Genomic DNA, 15,501 nt, shown 5'->3' with positions numbered 1-15,501 from the left:
TAGCAAAAATTTACAAAATTAGTTAAAGAATTTATATTATCTTTAACAATATAGAGTAAAAGCAAATTATATTGAGATAGATCAAAAAAAAGTATATTCATTCTTGATTTTTTGATAGGATAACGCTGAGTTTTTACTCAAATTCTACATATTATTTTTGAGGATTTAAAAAATGGCATACACATTACCTGAATTAGGTTACGCATACGATGCGTTAGAACCGCATTTTGATGCAAAAACAATGGAAATTCATTATACAAAGCATCACCAAGCCTATATTAATAATGCAAATGCAGCGTTAGAAGCCTATCCTGAATTACTTGCAAAATGCCCAGGCGCATTATTAAAAGATTTATCACAAGTGCCTGAAGATAAGCGAGTTGCGGTACGTAATAACTTAGGTGGTCACGTTAATCATACTTTTTTCTGGAAAAGTTTAAAGAAAGGAACAACTTTAAAAGGTGAGTTAAAATCAGCAATTGAGCGTGATTTTGGTTCATTCGAAGCTTTCCAAGCCGAATTTGAGAAAGCAGCAACAAGCCGTTTTGGCTCTGGTTGGGCGTGGCTTGTATTAGAAAATGGTAAATTATCTATTGTTTCAACCGCTAACCAAGACAATCCTATGATGGGTAAAGATGTTGCTGGTGTATCAGGCTATCCAATTATTGGATTAGATGTGTGGGAACATTCTTATTACTTAAACTACCAGAACCGTCGTCCAGATTATATTAAAGCCTATTGGAATGTTGTGGACTGGGACGAAGCAGAACGCCGTTATGAAAGTAAATTAGCGGATTGTGGTTGCCAAAAATAAGCATTAAGCGATAAATAATTGTAATAAAATGGTGGCCTGTCCACCATTTTTTATACGTAAAATTTTTGTCAAAATAACCGCTTGATGTTAATCATCATAGCCTAATTCACTAGAAACTAATTCATCTTCACTGCCTGCAATCACTTTCTTTTCATCGGCCCATTCCCCTAGATCAATGAGCTGGCAACGTTTACTACAAAACGGGCGATAATGGCTTTCTGGTGACCAAATAACCTCTTTTTCACACGTTGGACAATTTACAATAGTCATTTTATTTCCTTTCTATTTTTTGTTGAGCAAATGTTAGATAACGTTGGTGTAGCTCTGCAACTTGCTGGGTAAGATGTTTGAGATTTTGTTCAAGCGGTAAGTTATTTTCGATAATATCATCGGCAAATTGTAACCGAGTATGGCGATCGACTTGAGAATTCATTATGTTTTGAATAATTTCAATATTGCTATGATCTCGTTTACTTGCTCGAGCAAGTTGAATATCTGGGGTAACGTCAATAACTAAAACACGATCACATAATGGCGTGAGCTTATTTTCAATTAACAAGGGAACAACCCAAAGTGCATAAGGGCTAGAAATTTCAGCCAGCTGTTGTTGCATTTCAGAACGAATAGCAGGATGAAGTAAATTATTTAGCCACGCTTTTTCCTGCTCGGACTGAAAAATAATTTGGCGTAACGCTGATCTGTCCAATTCCCCTTCTGTGGTGAGTATGTTGTTATCAAAATGTTCCACAATTTGTTGCAAAAGTGGTGAGCCTTTTTCAACGACTTGGCGAGCAACAATATCTGCATCAACTATTGGCACACCAAGTTCTGCAAAGAGATCGGCGATAGTGCTTTTTCCGCTACCAATACCGCCAGTTAAACCAACTATATAACTCATAAATTTCCTTCTATTTTTTGTATTTTCATCGGTGAGTTATTTTACGCTATTTATAAAAAATGAAAAAATCTCACCACGAGTTTTCCGCTTTCTCTATGAGCGTGTTAAAATTCCTACAATTTTGAATAAAATATAAGGGAATCTTATGGCTAAACAAAATCTTCTCAATGCACAAGGTGAGCGAATTGCAATTGTGTCTGGATTAAGAACGCCTTTTGTACAATGTGATTCACAATTTAAATCATCTTATGCAACAGATTTAGGAACAATGGTAACTAATGAATTGTTAAGTCGATTAGCACTTGAACGGGATCAAATTGATCAGCTTGTATTTGGACAAGTTATTCAACAACCCGATATTCCAAACCCTGCTAGGGAAATTGCATTGGCACTAAATATGCCTTATTTACAGGCGTATACGTTAAGTAGCTCTTGCCTTTCAGGATTGCAAGCATTGGTAAATGTGGCAGGCAGTATTATTAGTGGCTCTATTTCAGCAGGTATTGCTGGGGGAACAGATTCTATCTCTAATGCGCCTTTTAGTATTAGTCCAAGAGTTATTCATAAACTTCGTACTATTTTCAGTACATCGAGTTTTGAGAAAAAATTTGAGTTGCTTCGGCAATTATCGTGGCGTGATTTGAAGCCACAAGGTATTGATTTAAAAGATTATATGACTCAAATGTCGGTTGCTGATATCTCTGAACAAACGGCACAAAAATATCATATTACCCGAGAGGAACAAGATGAATTTGCTCGTTATTCTAATCAGAAAGCCTCAGATGCGTGGAAATTAGGGTTATTAAAAGCGGAGGTAATGCAATCTTTCCCTCGTCCTTATACGGATTTTGTTGTTTGTGATACGTTAATTGAAAAAGCAACGCATAAACCTTACTACGAACAGTTTTCCCCATTAAGCAATAAAGGTTATGCAACGGTAACAGAGGCAAATATTTCTCGTCCAGTTGATGGTGCAGCAGCAGTGTTACTAATGCGTGAAAATAAAGTGAAAGAGCTTGGGCTAGAACCTTTAGGTTATATTCGAAGTTATGCGATTACGGGGAACGATATTTGGCAAAATATGTTTATGGGATCTGCGATTTCTAGCCATTTAGCCCTTGAACGTGCTAATGTAAGTTTACAAGATATAGATTTAATTGATATTCACGAAACTTCAGCAAGCCAAATGTTAATGAATATGCGTTTGTTTGAAAGTGAGGAATTTGCAAAAAATGAGCTAAATCGTACCGCTTGTATTGGTGAAATCGATCCAGATAAGCTCAACCACTTGGGTGGGTCAATTGCTTTTGGTAATCCTAGAGCGGTAACCAGTTTACGGATTGTTATTCAATCTTTAAATGCCTTGAAACGTAAAGGCGGTGGGTTATCTTTAGTTGCCTCAAGTGGTTTAGGTGGGCTAGGTTCAGCAATGGTATTAGAAAGTGAATAAGGAAAGCATAATGACAGAACAACAACTCTCTTCATTTACCGTAGAAATTGATGAAAATCGGATTGCGATTGTGCGGATCAATGTAACTGATGAGCCGACTAACACGCTGTCTGAGCAGTTTTTTTCTGATTTGCGTGATGTGCTTGGTACGATTTTGTATCAACAGGCACGGGGCGTTATCTTTATGTCTAGCAAATCTAAATGTTTTATCAATGGCTATAAATTAAGTACATTGCGTAGTAAAACTGATGCTCAGCTAAAAGCAATTTCTCAAGACGCACAAGCAGTAATGCGTGAAATTAATGCGCTTAAAATGCCTGTAATCGCTGCGATTGATGGGGCTTGTTTTGGCTTTGGTTTAGAGTTAATTCTAGCGTGTGATTATCGTATTGCGAGTGAAGAAAGCCATACTGTTTTTGCAATGCCACAAGTTCGTTCAGGAATATTACCTTTTGCGGGAGGAACACAACGTTTGCCTCGTTTAGTTGGCTTGCCAAATGCGATCACAATGTTGGTTTCTGGCGATAAAATGACGGTAGAAAATGCATTAAAGCAAGGGTTAATTGATAATCTTGTGCCAGCAAGTAATCTCTTTGAAACAGCATATCAGCTTTTAATCAATAATGGCGTGCAAAAAATAAACTATAAACAACCGCTTACGCTGTCAAATAAATGGCGGAAAAATTTATGGGGGAATACTTTTTTCCGCCAACGCTATCTTGATTATGTAGAAAATCAAGTATGGAGTAAAACGTTTGGAAACTATCCTGCAGTCATCAAATTATTGGAATTACTGAAAGAGCCTCATTTCAAAGTAGGGCTTACAATGGAGCAAGAAGCATTAGTTGAGCTAATGGCGACAGAACAAGCTCAAGTGCTAATGAATTTGAAACAGACAGAACAAGAAATGAAGCAGAGTTATCAACACCGTGCTCAAGTGCGTGATGTGATGCAAGTGAGTGTGTTAGGTAGTGGCTATATGGGAGCAGGGATTGCTTATCTTACAGCAAATAATGCACAGGTACTGGTGCGTATTAAAGATATTCACCCTAAAGGTATTCAAAAAGCGTTACAAACTTGTTACGGTTTGATGCAAAAAGAGGTGAGTAAAGGAAAACTTTCGCACGGCGAGATGATTCAGCGAATGAATTTAATTACAGGCGGAGATCGCTTAGTCGCAGCGAAAACAACAGATTTAATTATTGAAGCGGTTTATGAAGATCTGGAATTAAAACAGCAGATGGTGAGAGAAAGTGAGCAATATTATCGTCCAGATACTATTTTTGCTACGAATACCTCTACCTTTTCTATCCGAGATATTGCTTCTGTTGCACAGCGACCTGAAAATATTATTGGTTTACATTACTTTAGCCCTGTAACTAAGTGCAAAATGGTAGAAATTATTCCGCACGAAAAAACGTGTGAGAATACCATTGCAACGGCAATTCATTTCGCTATTCAGCAAGGAAAAGTACCACTTCTAGTGGCAGATCGAGAAGGTTTTTTCATCAACCGTATTTTAACGCCATTTTTACTGGAAGCTATTCAATGTATTGTAGATGGTGAGGGGATTGAATTTATTGATCGCTCTTTGCAGGAGTTTGGCTTTAAACTCGGGCCTTTAGCGATGATTGATGATATAGGACTTGATGTAATTGTGAAATCTAATGCTGCAATGGTAAGAGAATTAGGTAATCGTTTTACTCTGCCTGAAAGCGTACAATTATTGATTGATAATGATCGTCAAGGTAGTAAAAATAATCGTGGTTTTTATCTCTACGATTCCGCAGGACAGCGTACTCAGGAAGATAAAAGTATTTATCATGTGATGGAAACGATTATGCATAATGAAATGGAAGCAGAAGATATTGCCCGCCGCTGTGTATTAAGAATGATCAATGAAGCCTGTTGGTGTCTGCAAGATAATGTGATTCAATCAAAAGATGAAGGTAATGTAGCATCGGTATTAGGTTTTGACTTCCCAGATTTCCGAGGTGGTATTTATGCCTATATTGATAAGGTAGGGGCAAAAGCGATTGTCGCCCAGTTAAATAAACATCGCCAGCTTTATGGTGATCGTTTTACACCTTGTGAGTGGTTGATTGAACGAGCAAAAGCAGAGTAATTATTTAGCTAACATTGTGAATAACAATGTTAGCTATTTGAAATAAGAGGAAAAAATAGATGAAATTATCAACAATAGCTGTTTCTGTCATTGTTGGGCTTGGCGTTGTAGTAACGGGTGGAAGTTGGTACAGTGGTAAACAATTTGAACAGTACTCTAGCAAGTTGCCCGCAGAAATTAATGAACAATTAGCCTTGTTAAAGTCTATCTATGATATAGATGCAAAGGTAAAAAATATTAAATTAGATCGCCATTTGTTTAGTTCTGATATTAGTTATGAGATTGAAACCATAACAATGGATAAAACGGATGTTTTTCAAGGGAAAGGCACGGTTTATCACGGACCATTACCATTAAATCAGGTTGTAAAAGGCAATTTGATTCCAACGGCAGTGAGTATTGAAACCAATGTTATCGCACCTGAACGGTTGAAAGAGATATTTAGCTCGTTAGATTTTCTTTCTACAACATTCAATATTGGTTATCAAGAGTCCATTTCTGGAAATATCGTGGTTAAACCCTATCACATAACCAATGCGTTAAATATAGAGCAAAAAGCTGATGGCATAACAAGTGATTTTAAGATTGATAAATCGGGCAATGGGTATGCCGAAATTCATACGCCGTTATTAAATTCCAGTAATTCAAAATCAAATCAACGTATTGATCTTGAACAGGCTAATATCCATTTGAATTGGGAGAAAAAATCGGATTATCCTTATTTGGCAAATTTTGATGTAGGGGTTAAGGCTAAATCCTATAAGGTTTCACCGATTAACCCAATGGAAAATAGTATTAAGGTTGGTTTTAGTGATGTGAATTACACGGCAGATTCAAAATTAAATAAGAATGTTTATGACAGTACGGGTAAGATGTCTGCAAAATTAGATATTGCATCCCAAAATAGCCAGCAATCTTTTGGACTGTTGAAATTAGATACATTCTCTTCATTTGATGCAAAAGCAATTAATGAATTAGTTGCTTATATAATAGGGAATAAAACGCTAGCACCTGAAAATATGTTAGTTCTTAGTAAAACAGTAATGGAACGCCCTCTGAAAATTCATATCAATAATTTCTCTCTTGAAAATGAGAAAGGTAAAAATGAGCTGGCTTTGATTCTCAATAGTGATAATTTAGAGAGCGATGTTCAGAAGTTCAATCAAATTATAAAGTTATTTAAACAATCGTCATTTTCCATGAAATTGAATATTTCGGCATTGGAGCAGCTTCTTACACAGCTATATTCCCTTCATCCAAAATCAAATGGTACCCCAGAGATTATAGCAAAAGAGAAGCTCAATGAATTGCTTTATAATGCGAAAGCCAGTGAATTGGCGGTGGTTGATCCTGAAAATATTCAAGTAACGTTGGAAATTGATGGCGGTAAAGTCAAATTAAATGGCAAAGAAGTACCTGAGAAAAAAGTTGAAATGGCTATCGTGATGATAATGTTTGGGCTAAGTGGAATGGGTAAATAATAAAAAAGCTGATGAAGAGATTCATCAGCTTTTTTATCGTTACCAACCAAGTGCTTGATGAGCGGTTTGATTACGCAAAAATCTGTTTTGATTAAGCATAGCGAGCCCTAAATTACGTCCAATTTGTAACGGTAGCAGATCGCAACTAAATAACGAGATTAAACCGCTTGTAGCGGTGATAATTCGTTGTTGATCGGCTTGTCGTTGTTGTTCGAATTGGCTTAATAGAGCGTAGTTACCAATATCTTGTTGTTGATTAAACACATTGCTAACGAGCTGAGTTAGCTGATAAATATCCCGCATTCCGAGATTAAATCCTTGCCCTGCTACGGGGTGTAATAATTGGGCAGCATTACCGACAATCGCTAGCCGATGATGAATATGAGATTCTGCCTTTTGCAAAGAAAGTGGATAAACAAACCGCTTGCTAGCCTGTAAAAAACGTCCTAATTTCCAGCCAAACTGACGTTGTAATGCTGATAAAAACTGTTCATCAGATAATGCAATGATTTCATTTGGATCTTTCACACACCATACTAATGACATTACATTTTCCTGTAACGGCAATAAGGCAAAAGGGCCTTCTGCGGTAAAACGTTCAAAAGCACGGCTATTATGTGCTTCACTTACCCTTACATTGGCAGTGATCGCCGACTGAGCGTAGGATTTTTCCGTCAGTGTAGCGATGCCACATTGCTCTGCAAGTTGTGAATGAATGCCGTCTGCGGCAATCATCAATGAACAATCAAGGCAAATTTTACTTGCAAGGGTGAGTGAGCATTTTTGTTGAGAGCGTTCAATTTTAACCACTTGATCAGGGCAGAATAGTGTAATATTGGGTTGTTGAGAAATTAAGCTAGCGAGGGTTTTGCCAAGCGTGGCGAGTTCAACCACAGCCCCAAGTTGAGGGATATTCAGTTCATCGGCAGAAAGTACAGTTTTACCAAAATGGTGTTGATCAGACACATAAATTTGTTGAATAGGCGTAGCTAATTGGCAAATTATTTCCTTTAAATGACCGCTTGATGTGGTTGCAAGCGGTCGGATATTAGCAAGTTTTTGTAAACTACCTTGGGCTAATGCGATTGCTCTTGCATCAAATCCACCCTGTTTTTCATAATTAGGTATGTTTTTTTCTACAATAGCGATTTGCATTTTGTGATGAGTAGCAGAACTGAGTGCCAAAGCTAAAATTGAGCCAGTTACCGCTCCGCCGACAATCACAACATCAACTTGTTTTCGCATAAATTTCTCTTTTGCACCTATTTCACGTCAATTAGGGCTTTATTGGCATCGGCAACACATAATCGACCTACGGGGAATAATTCTGTATTAGCATTTTTTGCAATTTGTTTCACTAATTCAACCGCTTGTGGTTGTACGGCAATTAACAATCCGCCGGAGGTTTGTGGATCGCACAAAATGGCTTTTTGTTCATCATTTAAAGGAGAAATTAAATGGCCATAGCTGTCAAAATTGCGTTCAGTTCCACCGGGTACAGCCCCTTGTTTAATATAGTCTTTTACATTATTTAAGGTTTTAATTTGGCTAAAATCAACTTCAGCTCGTAAATGAGAACCTTGGCAAATTTCGCTTAAATGCCCCAATAAACCAAACCCGGTAACGTCTGTCATTGCGGTAATTTCAGGGATTTTTGCAAATTCAGCACCGACCAAATTCATTTGACACATTACATCACGGGCGAGATTTTTATCTTCAGGACGTAATTTTCCTTGTTTTTCAGCGGTCGTCAAAATTCCAATACCGAGCGGTTTAGTTAAAAATAATTCACAGCCATCAACGGCAGAAGCATTTTTTTTCACATTTTCCGTTGGAACAATGCCTGTTACCGCAAGCCCAAAAATTGGCTCTGGGGAATCAATAGAGTGTCCGCCAGCTAGAGCAATACCCGCTTGTTGGCAAGCAAATCGTCCACCTTCCACAATTTTTTGAGCAACTTCGGCTGGTAATTTGTTGATTGGAAAACCTAAAATAGCGATCGCCATAATTGGTTTTCCTCCCATTGCGAAAATATCGCTAATGGCATTTGTAGCGGCGATGCGTCCAAAATCAAAGGGATCATCAACAATAGGCATAAAAAAATCAGTAGTGCTAACAATTCCAACCCCGCCACCAATATCATAGACCGCAGCATCATCTTTGGTTTCATTACCTACTAATAAATTTGGATCAATAAATTTTGCTTGTTCTGTATGCAAAATTTGTTCTAGTATCTTTGGTGAAATTTTACAACCACAGCCAGCACCGTGGCTGTATTGTGTTAAGCGAATAGACGTTTCCATTGTTATCCTTAAGCGTAAAACTAAATAAATATAAAATTAGGGAGATTTTACTCCGATTTTTGAATATCAGCATTATTTCTATTAAAGATAATTAGTTGATTAGCAAAAAATTTGTAGAAATTAGCGCTTGTACTTTCTAATTTAGCCTACTTATGGAATATGCTATAATTTATTCTCTTTTTATCTTGAAGATGTTATGCCAGTAATCAATCAATCTAGCCTTGTGCCATATAGTGCTGAACAGATGTATCGGCTTGTTAATAATTATGAATCATACCCGCAATTTCTTTCTGGGTGCATTGGAGCAAAAACGTTAAGCCTTGGGGAAAATCAATTAAACGCTGAATTAGTTATTCAAAAATTGGGCATTAGCCAGCGATTTAGCACTCACAATACAATGCTTCCAAATGAAAAAATTACAATGGAGTTGATTGATGGGCCATTTCGTTATTTAAAAGGCGCTTGGACATTTCAACCATTTGATGAACAAAGTTGTAAAATTGCATTACAGCTTGAATTTGAATTTTCTAGCCCAATGATTGCGATGGTGTTTGGTAAAATTTTTAATGAATTAACGCTAAAAATGGTTAATGCGTTTAAACAGCGAGCAAAGGAAATTTATGGAAACGAATATTGATAAAAAAATTGTGGTAGAAGTTGTTTATGCCTATCCAGAAAAATATTTTCTAAAAAAAGTGTATTTAGATGAAGTAACGTCTATTCAAAATGTGATTGTACAGTCAGGTGTGCTTGAAAAATATACAGAGATAGACCTGCGACAAAATAAAATTGGTATATTTAGCCGCCCGATCAAATTGACCGATTTGGTTGAAAATGGCGATAGAATTGAGATTTATCGCCCGTTAATAGCAGATCCGAAAGAAATTCGCCGTCAGCGGGCAGAACAGCAGAAAAAAGCATCATAAGTTATGATGAATGGTAGCCTTGTAACAAAGCCACCCAATGTTCATCGTTAAATAGAATACCCAAACGTGCTTTTTCTTTATTGAAAGAGCGAAGCAGACGATCTAAATTCTGTTGTTTCCACTCATCACCTGCTTGAATTTTACATTTGTCAAAATCGATCAACCAAAAAGAATGTTGTTTATCCAATAAAATATTATGAATATTGAGATCGGCGTGATGGACTTGCCGTTGATGTAATTGGCGGATTAATTTGCCGAGTTGTTGATATTGTGTAAGAGAGAGCGTTTGTGTTTGTAATATTTGGCTAAGATCCCGAGTGTTTTCAATTTTTTCAATTAAAATATCAGCCTGATAACAGCCATATTTTCGAGTAATTTTAAATGCAATGGGGCGAGGCACAGGCAATTCCCATTCACGTAGCTGTTGTAACAGTGCAAATTCTTGAGCTGCTCGAGTTTGTGTAAATGAGCGGAAGAGATAGTGATCTTTAATGAATTTCCCAAATAATCCGCCACGATAGTAGTGGCGAAGTACACTATTTACCCCTAATTCTGTTTGGGTATCAAGAAACCAAGTAGTTCCTCTACCAATCGAAGATCCTAACAAGCGGTCAGATTTTGCAAAATCTTTGCAATTCAAGAGCTGTTCAACAAAATGTTGTTGTGCCTGTGGTACAAATTGAGCGTTAAATTGATAGTATGCCATTGTTTATTTCCTAAATATAATCAGCAAATTTTACACGATTTTAGAGAGTGAATCAGTAAAATTGAGAAGACATAAATCGAACTTTAGGAAATAACAATCTAAATTTGACCGCCTGTTTTTTATTTTTTAATCAAACACTCACAATGCTCATTTTAGGACCAAAAGGCTCAAAGTGGATTTGGTTTTCTGTCCAACCATTTTCTTTTAATTTCTCGATGATAGTTTCCATAAAATTAATTGAACCACACAGGTAGATATCTGCATTTTGAGGTAAATGTTGTTTGATAAAACTACTATCTATACGATCCATTTTCTCAGTATAAATAATGTGAGAAACCGCATTTTCTGCTTGTTGTAGTAGAGCTTCAGATTCTAGTTTAAAGGCGTGGTTTTCTTCATTAAAACAAGAGTGTACCCAATAAATTGGACGAGCAGGGTTTTGTTTCACTTGCTGTTCTAACATTGAGATAATAGGAGTTACGCCCACCCCGCCACTGAATAAAACTAATGGCTTATTATTTTCAGTTAATAAAAAATCGCCAGCGGGCGCTGTAAAATGTAGTGTATCGCCGATCTGAATATGATCGTGTAAATAGTGTGAAACAAGGCCTTTTTGATCGCCTTCTCCTTCTCGTTTTACCGCAAATTTTAAACCATTAGTTGTATCTATTGAACAAATTGAGTAATGGCGTAAAGCAAGGTTTTCTTCACCTTCTGGCTGCACTTGTACAGTAATATATTGGCCAGCCTCGATTTTTGGTAGGGAGAAATCACTTTTAACGGTAAATTCTACAATATTATCTGATACTGCTCTTTTGTTAATTACCTCAAAAGGTTTGAATCCTTCCCAGCCAGCAGCATCATACATAGATTGTTCGACTTGAATAAACACATCAGCAATTACCCCATAGGCTTTTGCCCACGCATCAATAATAGCAGGTGTAGCCGCATCTCCAAGCACTTCTTTAATTGCTCTTAATAAGTTTTCTCCTACGATAGGGTAGTGCTCTGCTTTAATTTCTAGCGCTCGGTGTTTATGCCCAATTTGAATAACATGAGGCAGAATATCCGCTAAGTTATCAATATGTTTAGCGGCAGCAAGTACTGTGCTTGCTAACGCTAGCGGTTGTCGTCCCTGTTTTTGGTTGGTTTTATTAAAAATATTCAATAGTTCTGGATGAGCGGCAAACATATTTTTATAAAATACTTGAGTGATGGTCGAACCGTGTTGTTCTAAAACGGGAATGGTTGCTTTAATAATATCTTTCGTTTGTTGATCTAACATAATGACCTCAATTTAATAAAAATGTAAACGGAATGCTTATTTTCTGCTATTAAAGCGTTAAATAACAGTTTAACTTTACTATGGCTTGATCTATATCAATAGTACACAGATCTGGGAAAAAGCGTGCCAAATTTGGGTTAAGATATATTTATTTAATTTTGTGATCCGTTTCATATTTTCTTTATGCTGTTTTAGTTATACTTTTATCAGATTGAATAATGAAAAGGAAGCTATTATGTCCCAATCTTTGCCCCATAGTGAATTACCTCACCGTCGTTTTAACCCATTGAAAAATCAGTGGGTTTTAGTTTCCCCTCATCGAGCAAAACGTCCGTGGCAAGGACAACAAGAAATACTTACACAGGATGAGAAACCCAGCTATGATCCGGATTGTTATCTTTGCCCGAGTAATAAACGGATTACAGGGGAAAATAACCCGAATTATGTTGAGCCTTTTGTATTTAAAAACGATTTTTCTGCTCTCTTACCAGAGATATCTTGCTTACCGCAATCAGACGAGCCACTTTTCAAGTTGGATTCAGTGCAGGGAGAAAGCTATGTTATCTGCTTTTCGCCTGATCATAGCAAAACGTTACCTTTGCTAACGTCTTACGAGATTGAAAAAATTATTCAAACTTGGCAAGGGTATGTGGAAAAATTAGGGAAAAACTATCAATGGGTGCAACTATTTGAAAATAAAGGGGAGATGATGGGCTGTTCTAACCCTCACCCTCACGGTCAAATTTGGGCCAGTGATTTTATTCCGAATGAAATTCTAACTGAAGATCAATGTCAAAAAGACTATTTTGAACAGTATGGTTCGCCTCTATTGATTGATTATGCCCAGAAAGAGCTGAAATTTAAAGAGAGAATAGTAGTAGAAACCGAAGATTGGCTTGCCGTTGTGCCTTTTTGGGCGAGTTGGCCATTTGAAACATTATTATTACCGAAAGAGAAACGATTTACCAATATTACGCAATTAAATCAAGCAGAGCGATCTGACTTGGCGTTAGCGTTAAAACAGCTGACAACTCGCTATGATAATTTGTTTAATATCAGTTTTCCTTATTCAATGGGGTTTCATTTTGCACCATTACATCAAGAAGATAATACGCATTGGCAGTTGCACGCTCATTTTTATCCGCCATTATTACGCTCAGCGACTGTTCGTAAGTTTATGGTTGGCTATGAAATGTTAGCAGAAGCACAGCGAGATTTAACCCCCGAGCAAGCTGCTGAGAGATTACGAGTGGTAAGCGGTGAGATCCACTATAAATTTGCAAAGGATAAATAATGACCCCAATTCAACATTCTCAAACACAATTTGAACAGCACTTCGGCTATGCTTCGCAACAAACGGTTTTTGCTCCAGGTCGTGTGAATATTATTGGTGAACATACGGATTACAATGATGGATTTGTAATGCCTTGTGCGATTAACTATGGAATGGCTGTGAGTTTTAGTCCTCGTTCAGATTCCATTTGGCGAGTGTGTGCGATAGATATTGGGCAGACGGACGCTTTTGATCTTAAAAGACCGATCATAAAAAGTGAAGATAAATGGAAAAATTATGTTCGGGGTGTTGTTAAGTTACTTCAAGAACGTTGCCCTGAATTTACTCACGGAGCAGATATAGCAATGAGTAGTGATGTGCCAATGTCAGCAGGGTTAAGTTCGTCAGCTGCACTTGAGGTCGCAATTGCGAAAACTTGCCAAGCACTTGGTAATTTATCGTTAAATTTAAAAGATCTAGCCTTGATTGGACAAGAAGCCGAGAACAAATTTGTTGGAGCTAATTGTGGCAATATGGATCAGCTTACGTCGGCATTAGGGCAAGAAGATCATTTTATTATGATTGATTGTCGAACACTTGAAATAAAGCCAACGCTTGTGCCACAAGGTTATTCTATTGTGGTTATCAATTCAAATGTTAAGCATGATTTGGTCAGTGGTGAATATAATGACCGCAGGCAAGAGTGCGAAAGAGCTGCAAAATTCTTTGGAGTCAGGGCATTGAGAGATGTTAGTTTCGAACAATTTATGGAACGAGCAACAGAATTACAACAAGCGGATAGATTAGCGTATAAACGTGCAAAACATGTAATAAGTGAAAACAAAAGAGTGCTGGAAGCTGTAACAGCGTTGAATAGTGGAGATATACAAACATTAGGGGATTTAATGGCAAATTCCCATCATTCAATGCGTGATGATTTCGAGATTACTACCCCTGAAATTGACTATTTAGTAGAACTCGCACAAAGTGTCATTGGTAAAAACGGTGGGGCAAGAATGACTGGTGGCGGTTTTGGTGGCTGTGTTGTTTGTTTTGTTGAAAATGAAAAAGTAGAAAGGTTACGTAATTTAGTTGCTAAAAATTATCAGAAGCAGACGGGCATTCAAGAAACATTCTATATTTGTACGGCAAATAATGGTGTTCATCTCGTTGAATAAGTTATGAATATTTATACGCTTGAGAACGATTTTTTACGAATTAAACTAATAGATTTCGGGGCGAGCTGGCTTTCTTGTCAAGTTAAATTTGCGAATGAAGAACGTGAAGTATTAGTGACGACAAACGTAGAAAATTGGCATAAACAGACCGCTTACTTTGGGGCAACCATTGGGCGTTATGCTAATCGCATTGAAAATGGGCGATACTACCTAAATGGTGAGATGTTTAATTTAACCCCAAATAATGGAAAACATACCTTACATGGTGGGGTTATTGGAGCAGATAAGCAGGTATGGGCGGTGGATTTTTTCGATACACAAGCGGTCAGATTTGCCAAAATATTTGCTGATGGTGAGGAAGGTTTTGGCGGAGAAGTTACTGCTACGGTTGAATACCGTTTAAATGGTAATCAAGTGGAGATAGAGTTTAATGCGGTTAGCCAGCAAGATACGCCTTTGTGTTTAACGAACCACGCTTATTTTAATCTTTCGGGTGAAAAGACCATTCATCAACACTTTTTACAGCTCAATGCCAACTATTTTTTACCTGTAACGGCGGAAGCTATTCCAACGGGGCAAATAAAATCCGTTGAAAAAACGAGCTTTGATTTTCGAGTTGGAAAATTGATCGGACGTGATCTCTTAGCCGATCACGAACAAAAACAAGTGAAAGGCTATGATCACGCTTTTTTACTTCATTCTTCAAAACCGTCTTTAGGGCAAATTAAGAGCAAAAAAGATTTTAATCTTACCGCTTGTGACCCAAATGCAATAGTTCAAGCGGGTAATCTTCGTTTATCGTTATATACGACTAAACCTGCTTTGCAACTATATACAGGGAATTGGCTAGGCGGGCAACCTGATTTACAGGGAAATGCTTATGTTGATTATGCAGGGATTGCTTTAGAACCTGAATATTTGCCCGATACGCCAAATCGTTCTCAATGGTGGAAATTTGGCGGAATATCAAGAGCTAATGAGCCTTATTATGCTTTAACGTATTATAAGTTTGACGTAGTAGAATAGTCCGCAGATTAAATAAGAGAATAAATTGAATTGCCT

Annotated in this window: 15 protein-coding genes; 9 read left to right on the top strand and 6 right to left on the bottom strand. The window is 37.3% G+C overall.

What is annotated here, in order from left to right; translation table 11 throughout:
• Positions 1–172 precede the first annotated feature (172 nt).
• Positions 173–814, top strand: coding sequence for a Fe-Mn family superoxide dismutase (locus tag A6B43_RS01130; protein WP_124210761.1), 642 nt, complete (start codon positions 173–175; stop codon positions 812–814).
• Between the two features lie 87 nt (positions 815–901).
• Here the strand turns inward: A6B43_RS01130 and yacG are convergent, their stop codons facing one another.
• Positions 902–1,084 carry a DNA gyrase inhibitor YacG gene (gene yacG, locus A6B43_RS01125; RefSeq protein ID WP_124210760.1) on the bottom strand — a complete coding sequence of 61 codons (183 nt, stop codon included), beginning with the start codon at positions 1,082–1,084 and terminating at the stop codon, positions 902–904.
• A 1-nt stretch (position 1,085) separates the two neighbouring features.
• Positions 1,086–1,712, bottom strand: coding sequence for a dephospho-CoA kinase (gene coaE, locus A6B43_RS01120; RefSeq protein WP_124210759.1), 627 nt, complete (start codon positions 1,710–1,712; stop codon positions 1,086–1,088).
• A 145-nt stretch (positions 1,713–1,857) separates the two neighbouring features.
• Here coaE and A6B43_RS01115 point away from each other — a divergent pair, with 145 nt between their 5' ends.
• The 3 genes from A6B43_RS01115 to A6B43_RS01105 are packed head-to-tail and all read left to right on the top strand — an operon-like array spanning position 1,858 to position 6,768.
• Complete coding sequence (locus A6B43_RS01115; protein ID WP_124210758.1) at positions 1,858–3,162, top strand: acetyl-CoA C-acyltransferase; 1,305 nt, start codon at positions 1,858–1,860, stop codon at positions 3,160–3,162.
• 10 nt (positions 3,163–3,172) lie between these two features.
• On the top strand, positions 3,173–5,287 hold the full coding sequence (locus tag A6B43_RS01110; protein ID WP_124210757.1) for a 3-hydroxyacyl-CoA dehydrogenase NAD-binding domain-containing protein: 2,115 nt from the start codon (positions 3,173–3,175) through the stop codon (positions 5,285–5,287).
• Positions 5,288–5,346: 59 nt separating this feature from the next.
• Complete coding sequence (locus tag A6B43_RS01105; RefSeq protein WP_124210756.1) at positions 5,347–6,768, top strand: DUF945 family protein; 1,422 nt, start codon at positions 5,347–5,349, stop codon at positions 6,766–6,768.
• A 39-nt stretch (positions 6,769–6,807) separates the two neighbouring features.
• Here the strand turns inward: A6B43_RS01105 and ubiH are convergent, their stop codons facing one another.
• Together ubiH and selD are read right to left on the bottom strand one after the other, a co-directional pair.
• Complete coding sequence (gene ubiH, locus A6B43_RS01100) at positions 6,808–8,013, bottom strand: 2-octaprenyl-6-methoxyphenyl hydroxylase (protein WP_124210755.1); 1,206 nt, start codon at positions 8,011–8,013, stop codon at positions 6,808–6,810.
• 17 nt (positions 8,014–8,030) lie between these two features.
• A complete protein-coding gene (gene selD, locus A6B43_RS01095; protein WP_124210754.1) occupies positions 8,031–9,071 on the bottom strand; it encodes a selenide, water dikinase SelD in 1,041 nt (346 codons plus the stop codon).
• Between the two features lie 196 nt (positions 9,072–9,267).
• Here selD and A6B43_RS01090 point away from each other — a divergent pair, with 196 nt between their 5' ends.
• The gene (locus A6B43_RS01090) at positions 9,268–9,708 is read left to right on the top strand and encodes a type II toxin-antitoxin system RatA family toxin (RefSeq protein ID WP_124210753.1); all 441 of its coding nucleotides are present in this window, start codon (positions 9,268–9,270) and stop codon (positions 9,706–9,708) included.
• Complete coding sequence (locus A6B43_RS01085; protein ID WP_237306912.1) at positions 9,692–9,997, top strand: RnfH family protein; 306 nt, start codon at positions 9,692–9,694, stop codon at positions 9,995–9,997. The genes A6B43_RS01090 and A6B43_RS01085 overlap by 17 nt, the downstream gene beginning before the upstream one ends.
• 1 nt (position 9,998) lies before the next feature.
• On the opposite strand, the gene A6B43_RS01080 is transcribed toward A6B43_RS01085, so the two are convergent.
• Both A6B43_RS01080 and hmpA read right to left on the bottom strand, forming a co-directional pair.
• Positions 9,999–10,703 carry a 3-deoxy-D-manno-octulosonic acid kinase gene (locus tag A6B43_RS01080; RefSeq protein WP_124210751.1) on the bottom strand — a complete coding sequence of 235 codons (705 nt, stop codon included), beginning with the start codon at positions 10,701–10,703 and terminating at the stop codon, positions 9,999–10,001.
• A gap of 130 nt (positions 10,704–10,833) precedes the next feature.
• Positions 10,834–11,988: an NO-inducible flavohemoprotein gene (hmpA, locus tag A6B43_RS01075; protein WP_124210750.1), complete on the bottom strand. Its 1,155-nt coding sequence runs from the start codon at positions 11,986–11,988 to the stop codon at positions 10,834–10,836.
• A 235-nt stretch (positions 11,989–12,223) separates the two neighbouring features.
• On the opposite strand from hmpA, the gene galT reads away from it, so the two are divergent.
• The 3 genes from galT to A6B43_RS01060 are packed head-to-tail and all read left to right on the top strand — an operon-like array spanning position 12,224 to position 15,465.
• On the top strand, positions 12,224–13,282 hold the full coding sequence (galT, locus tag A6B43_RS01070) for a galactose-1-phosphate uridylyltransferase (RefSeq protein WP_124210749.1): 1,059 nt from the start codon (positions 12,224–12,226) through the stop codon (positions 13,280–13,282).
• Positions 13,282–14,439: a galactokinase gene (gene galK / locus A6B43_RS01065; RefSeq protein WP_124210748.1), complete on the top strand. Its 1,158-nt coding sequence runs from the start codon at positions 13,282–13,284 to the stop codon at positions 14,437–14,439. Before galT ends, galK begins: the two co-directional genes overlap by 1 nt.
• A 3-nt stretch (positions 14,440–14,442) precedes the next feature.
• Positions 14,443–15,465, top strand: a complete 1,023-nt coding sequence (locus tag A6B43_RS01060; RefSeq protein ID WP_124210747.1) for a galactose-1-epimerase — start codon at positions 14,443–14,445, stop codon at positions 15,463–15,465.
• The last annotated feature ends 36 nt before the right edge of the window (positions 15,466–15,501 follow it).

This window comes from Vespertiliibacter pulmonis, from assembly GCF_013377275.1.
Lineage (GTDB): Bacteria > Pseudomonadota > Gammaproteobacteria > Enterobacterales > Pasteurellaceae > Vespertiliibacter > Vespertiliibacter pulmonis.
Note: the sequence above shows the minus strand (reverse complement) of the source record. Positions and strands in the feature narration are given on the sequence as shown.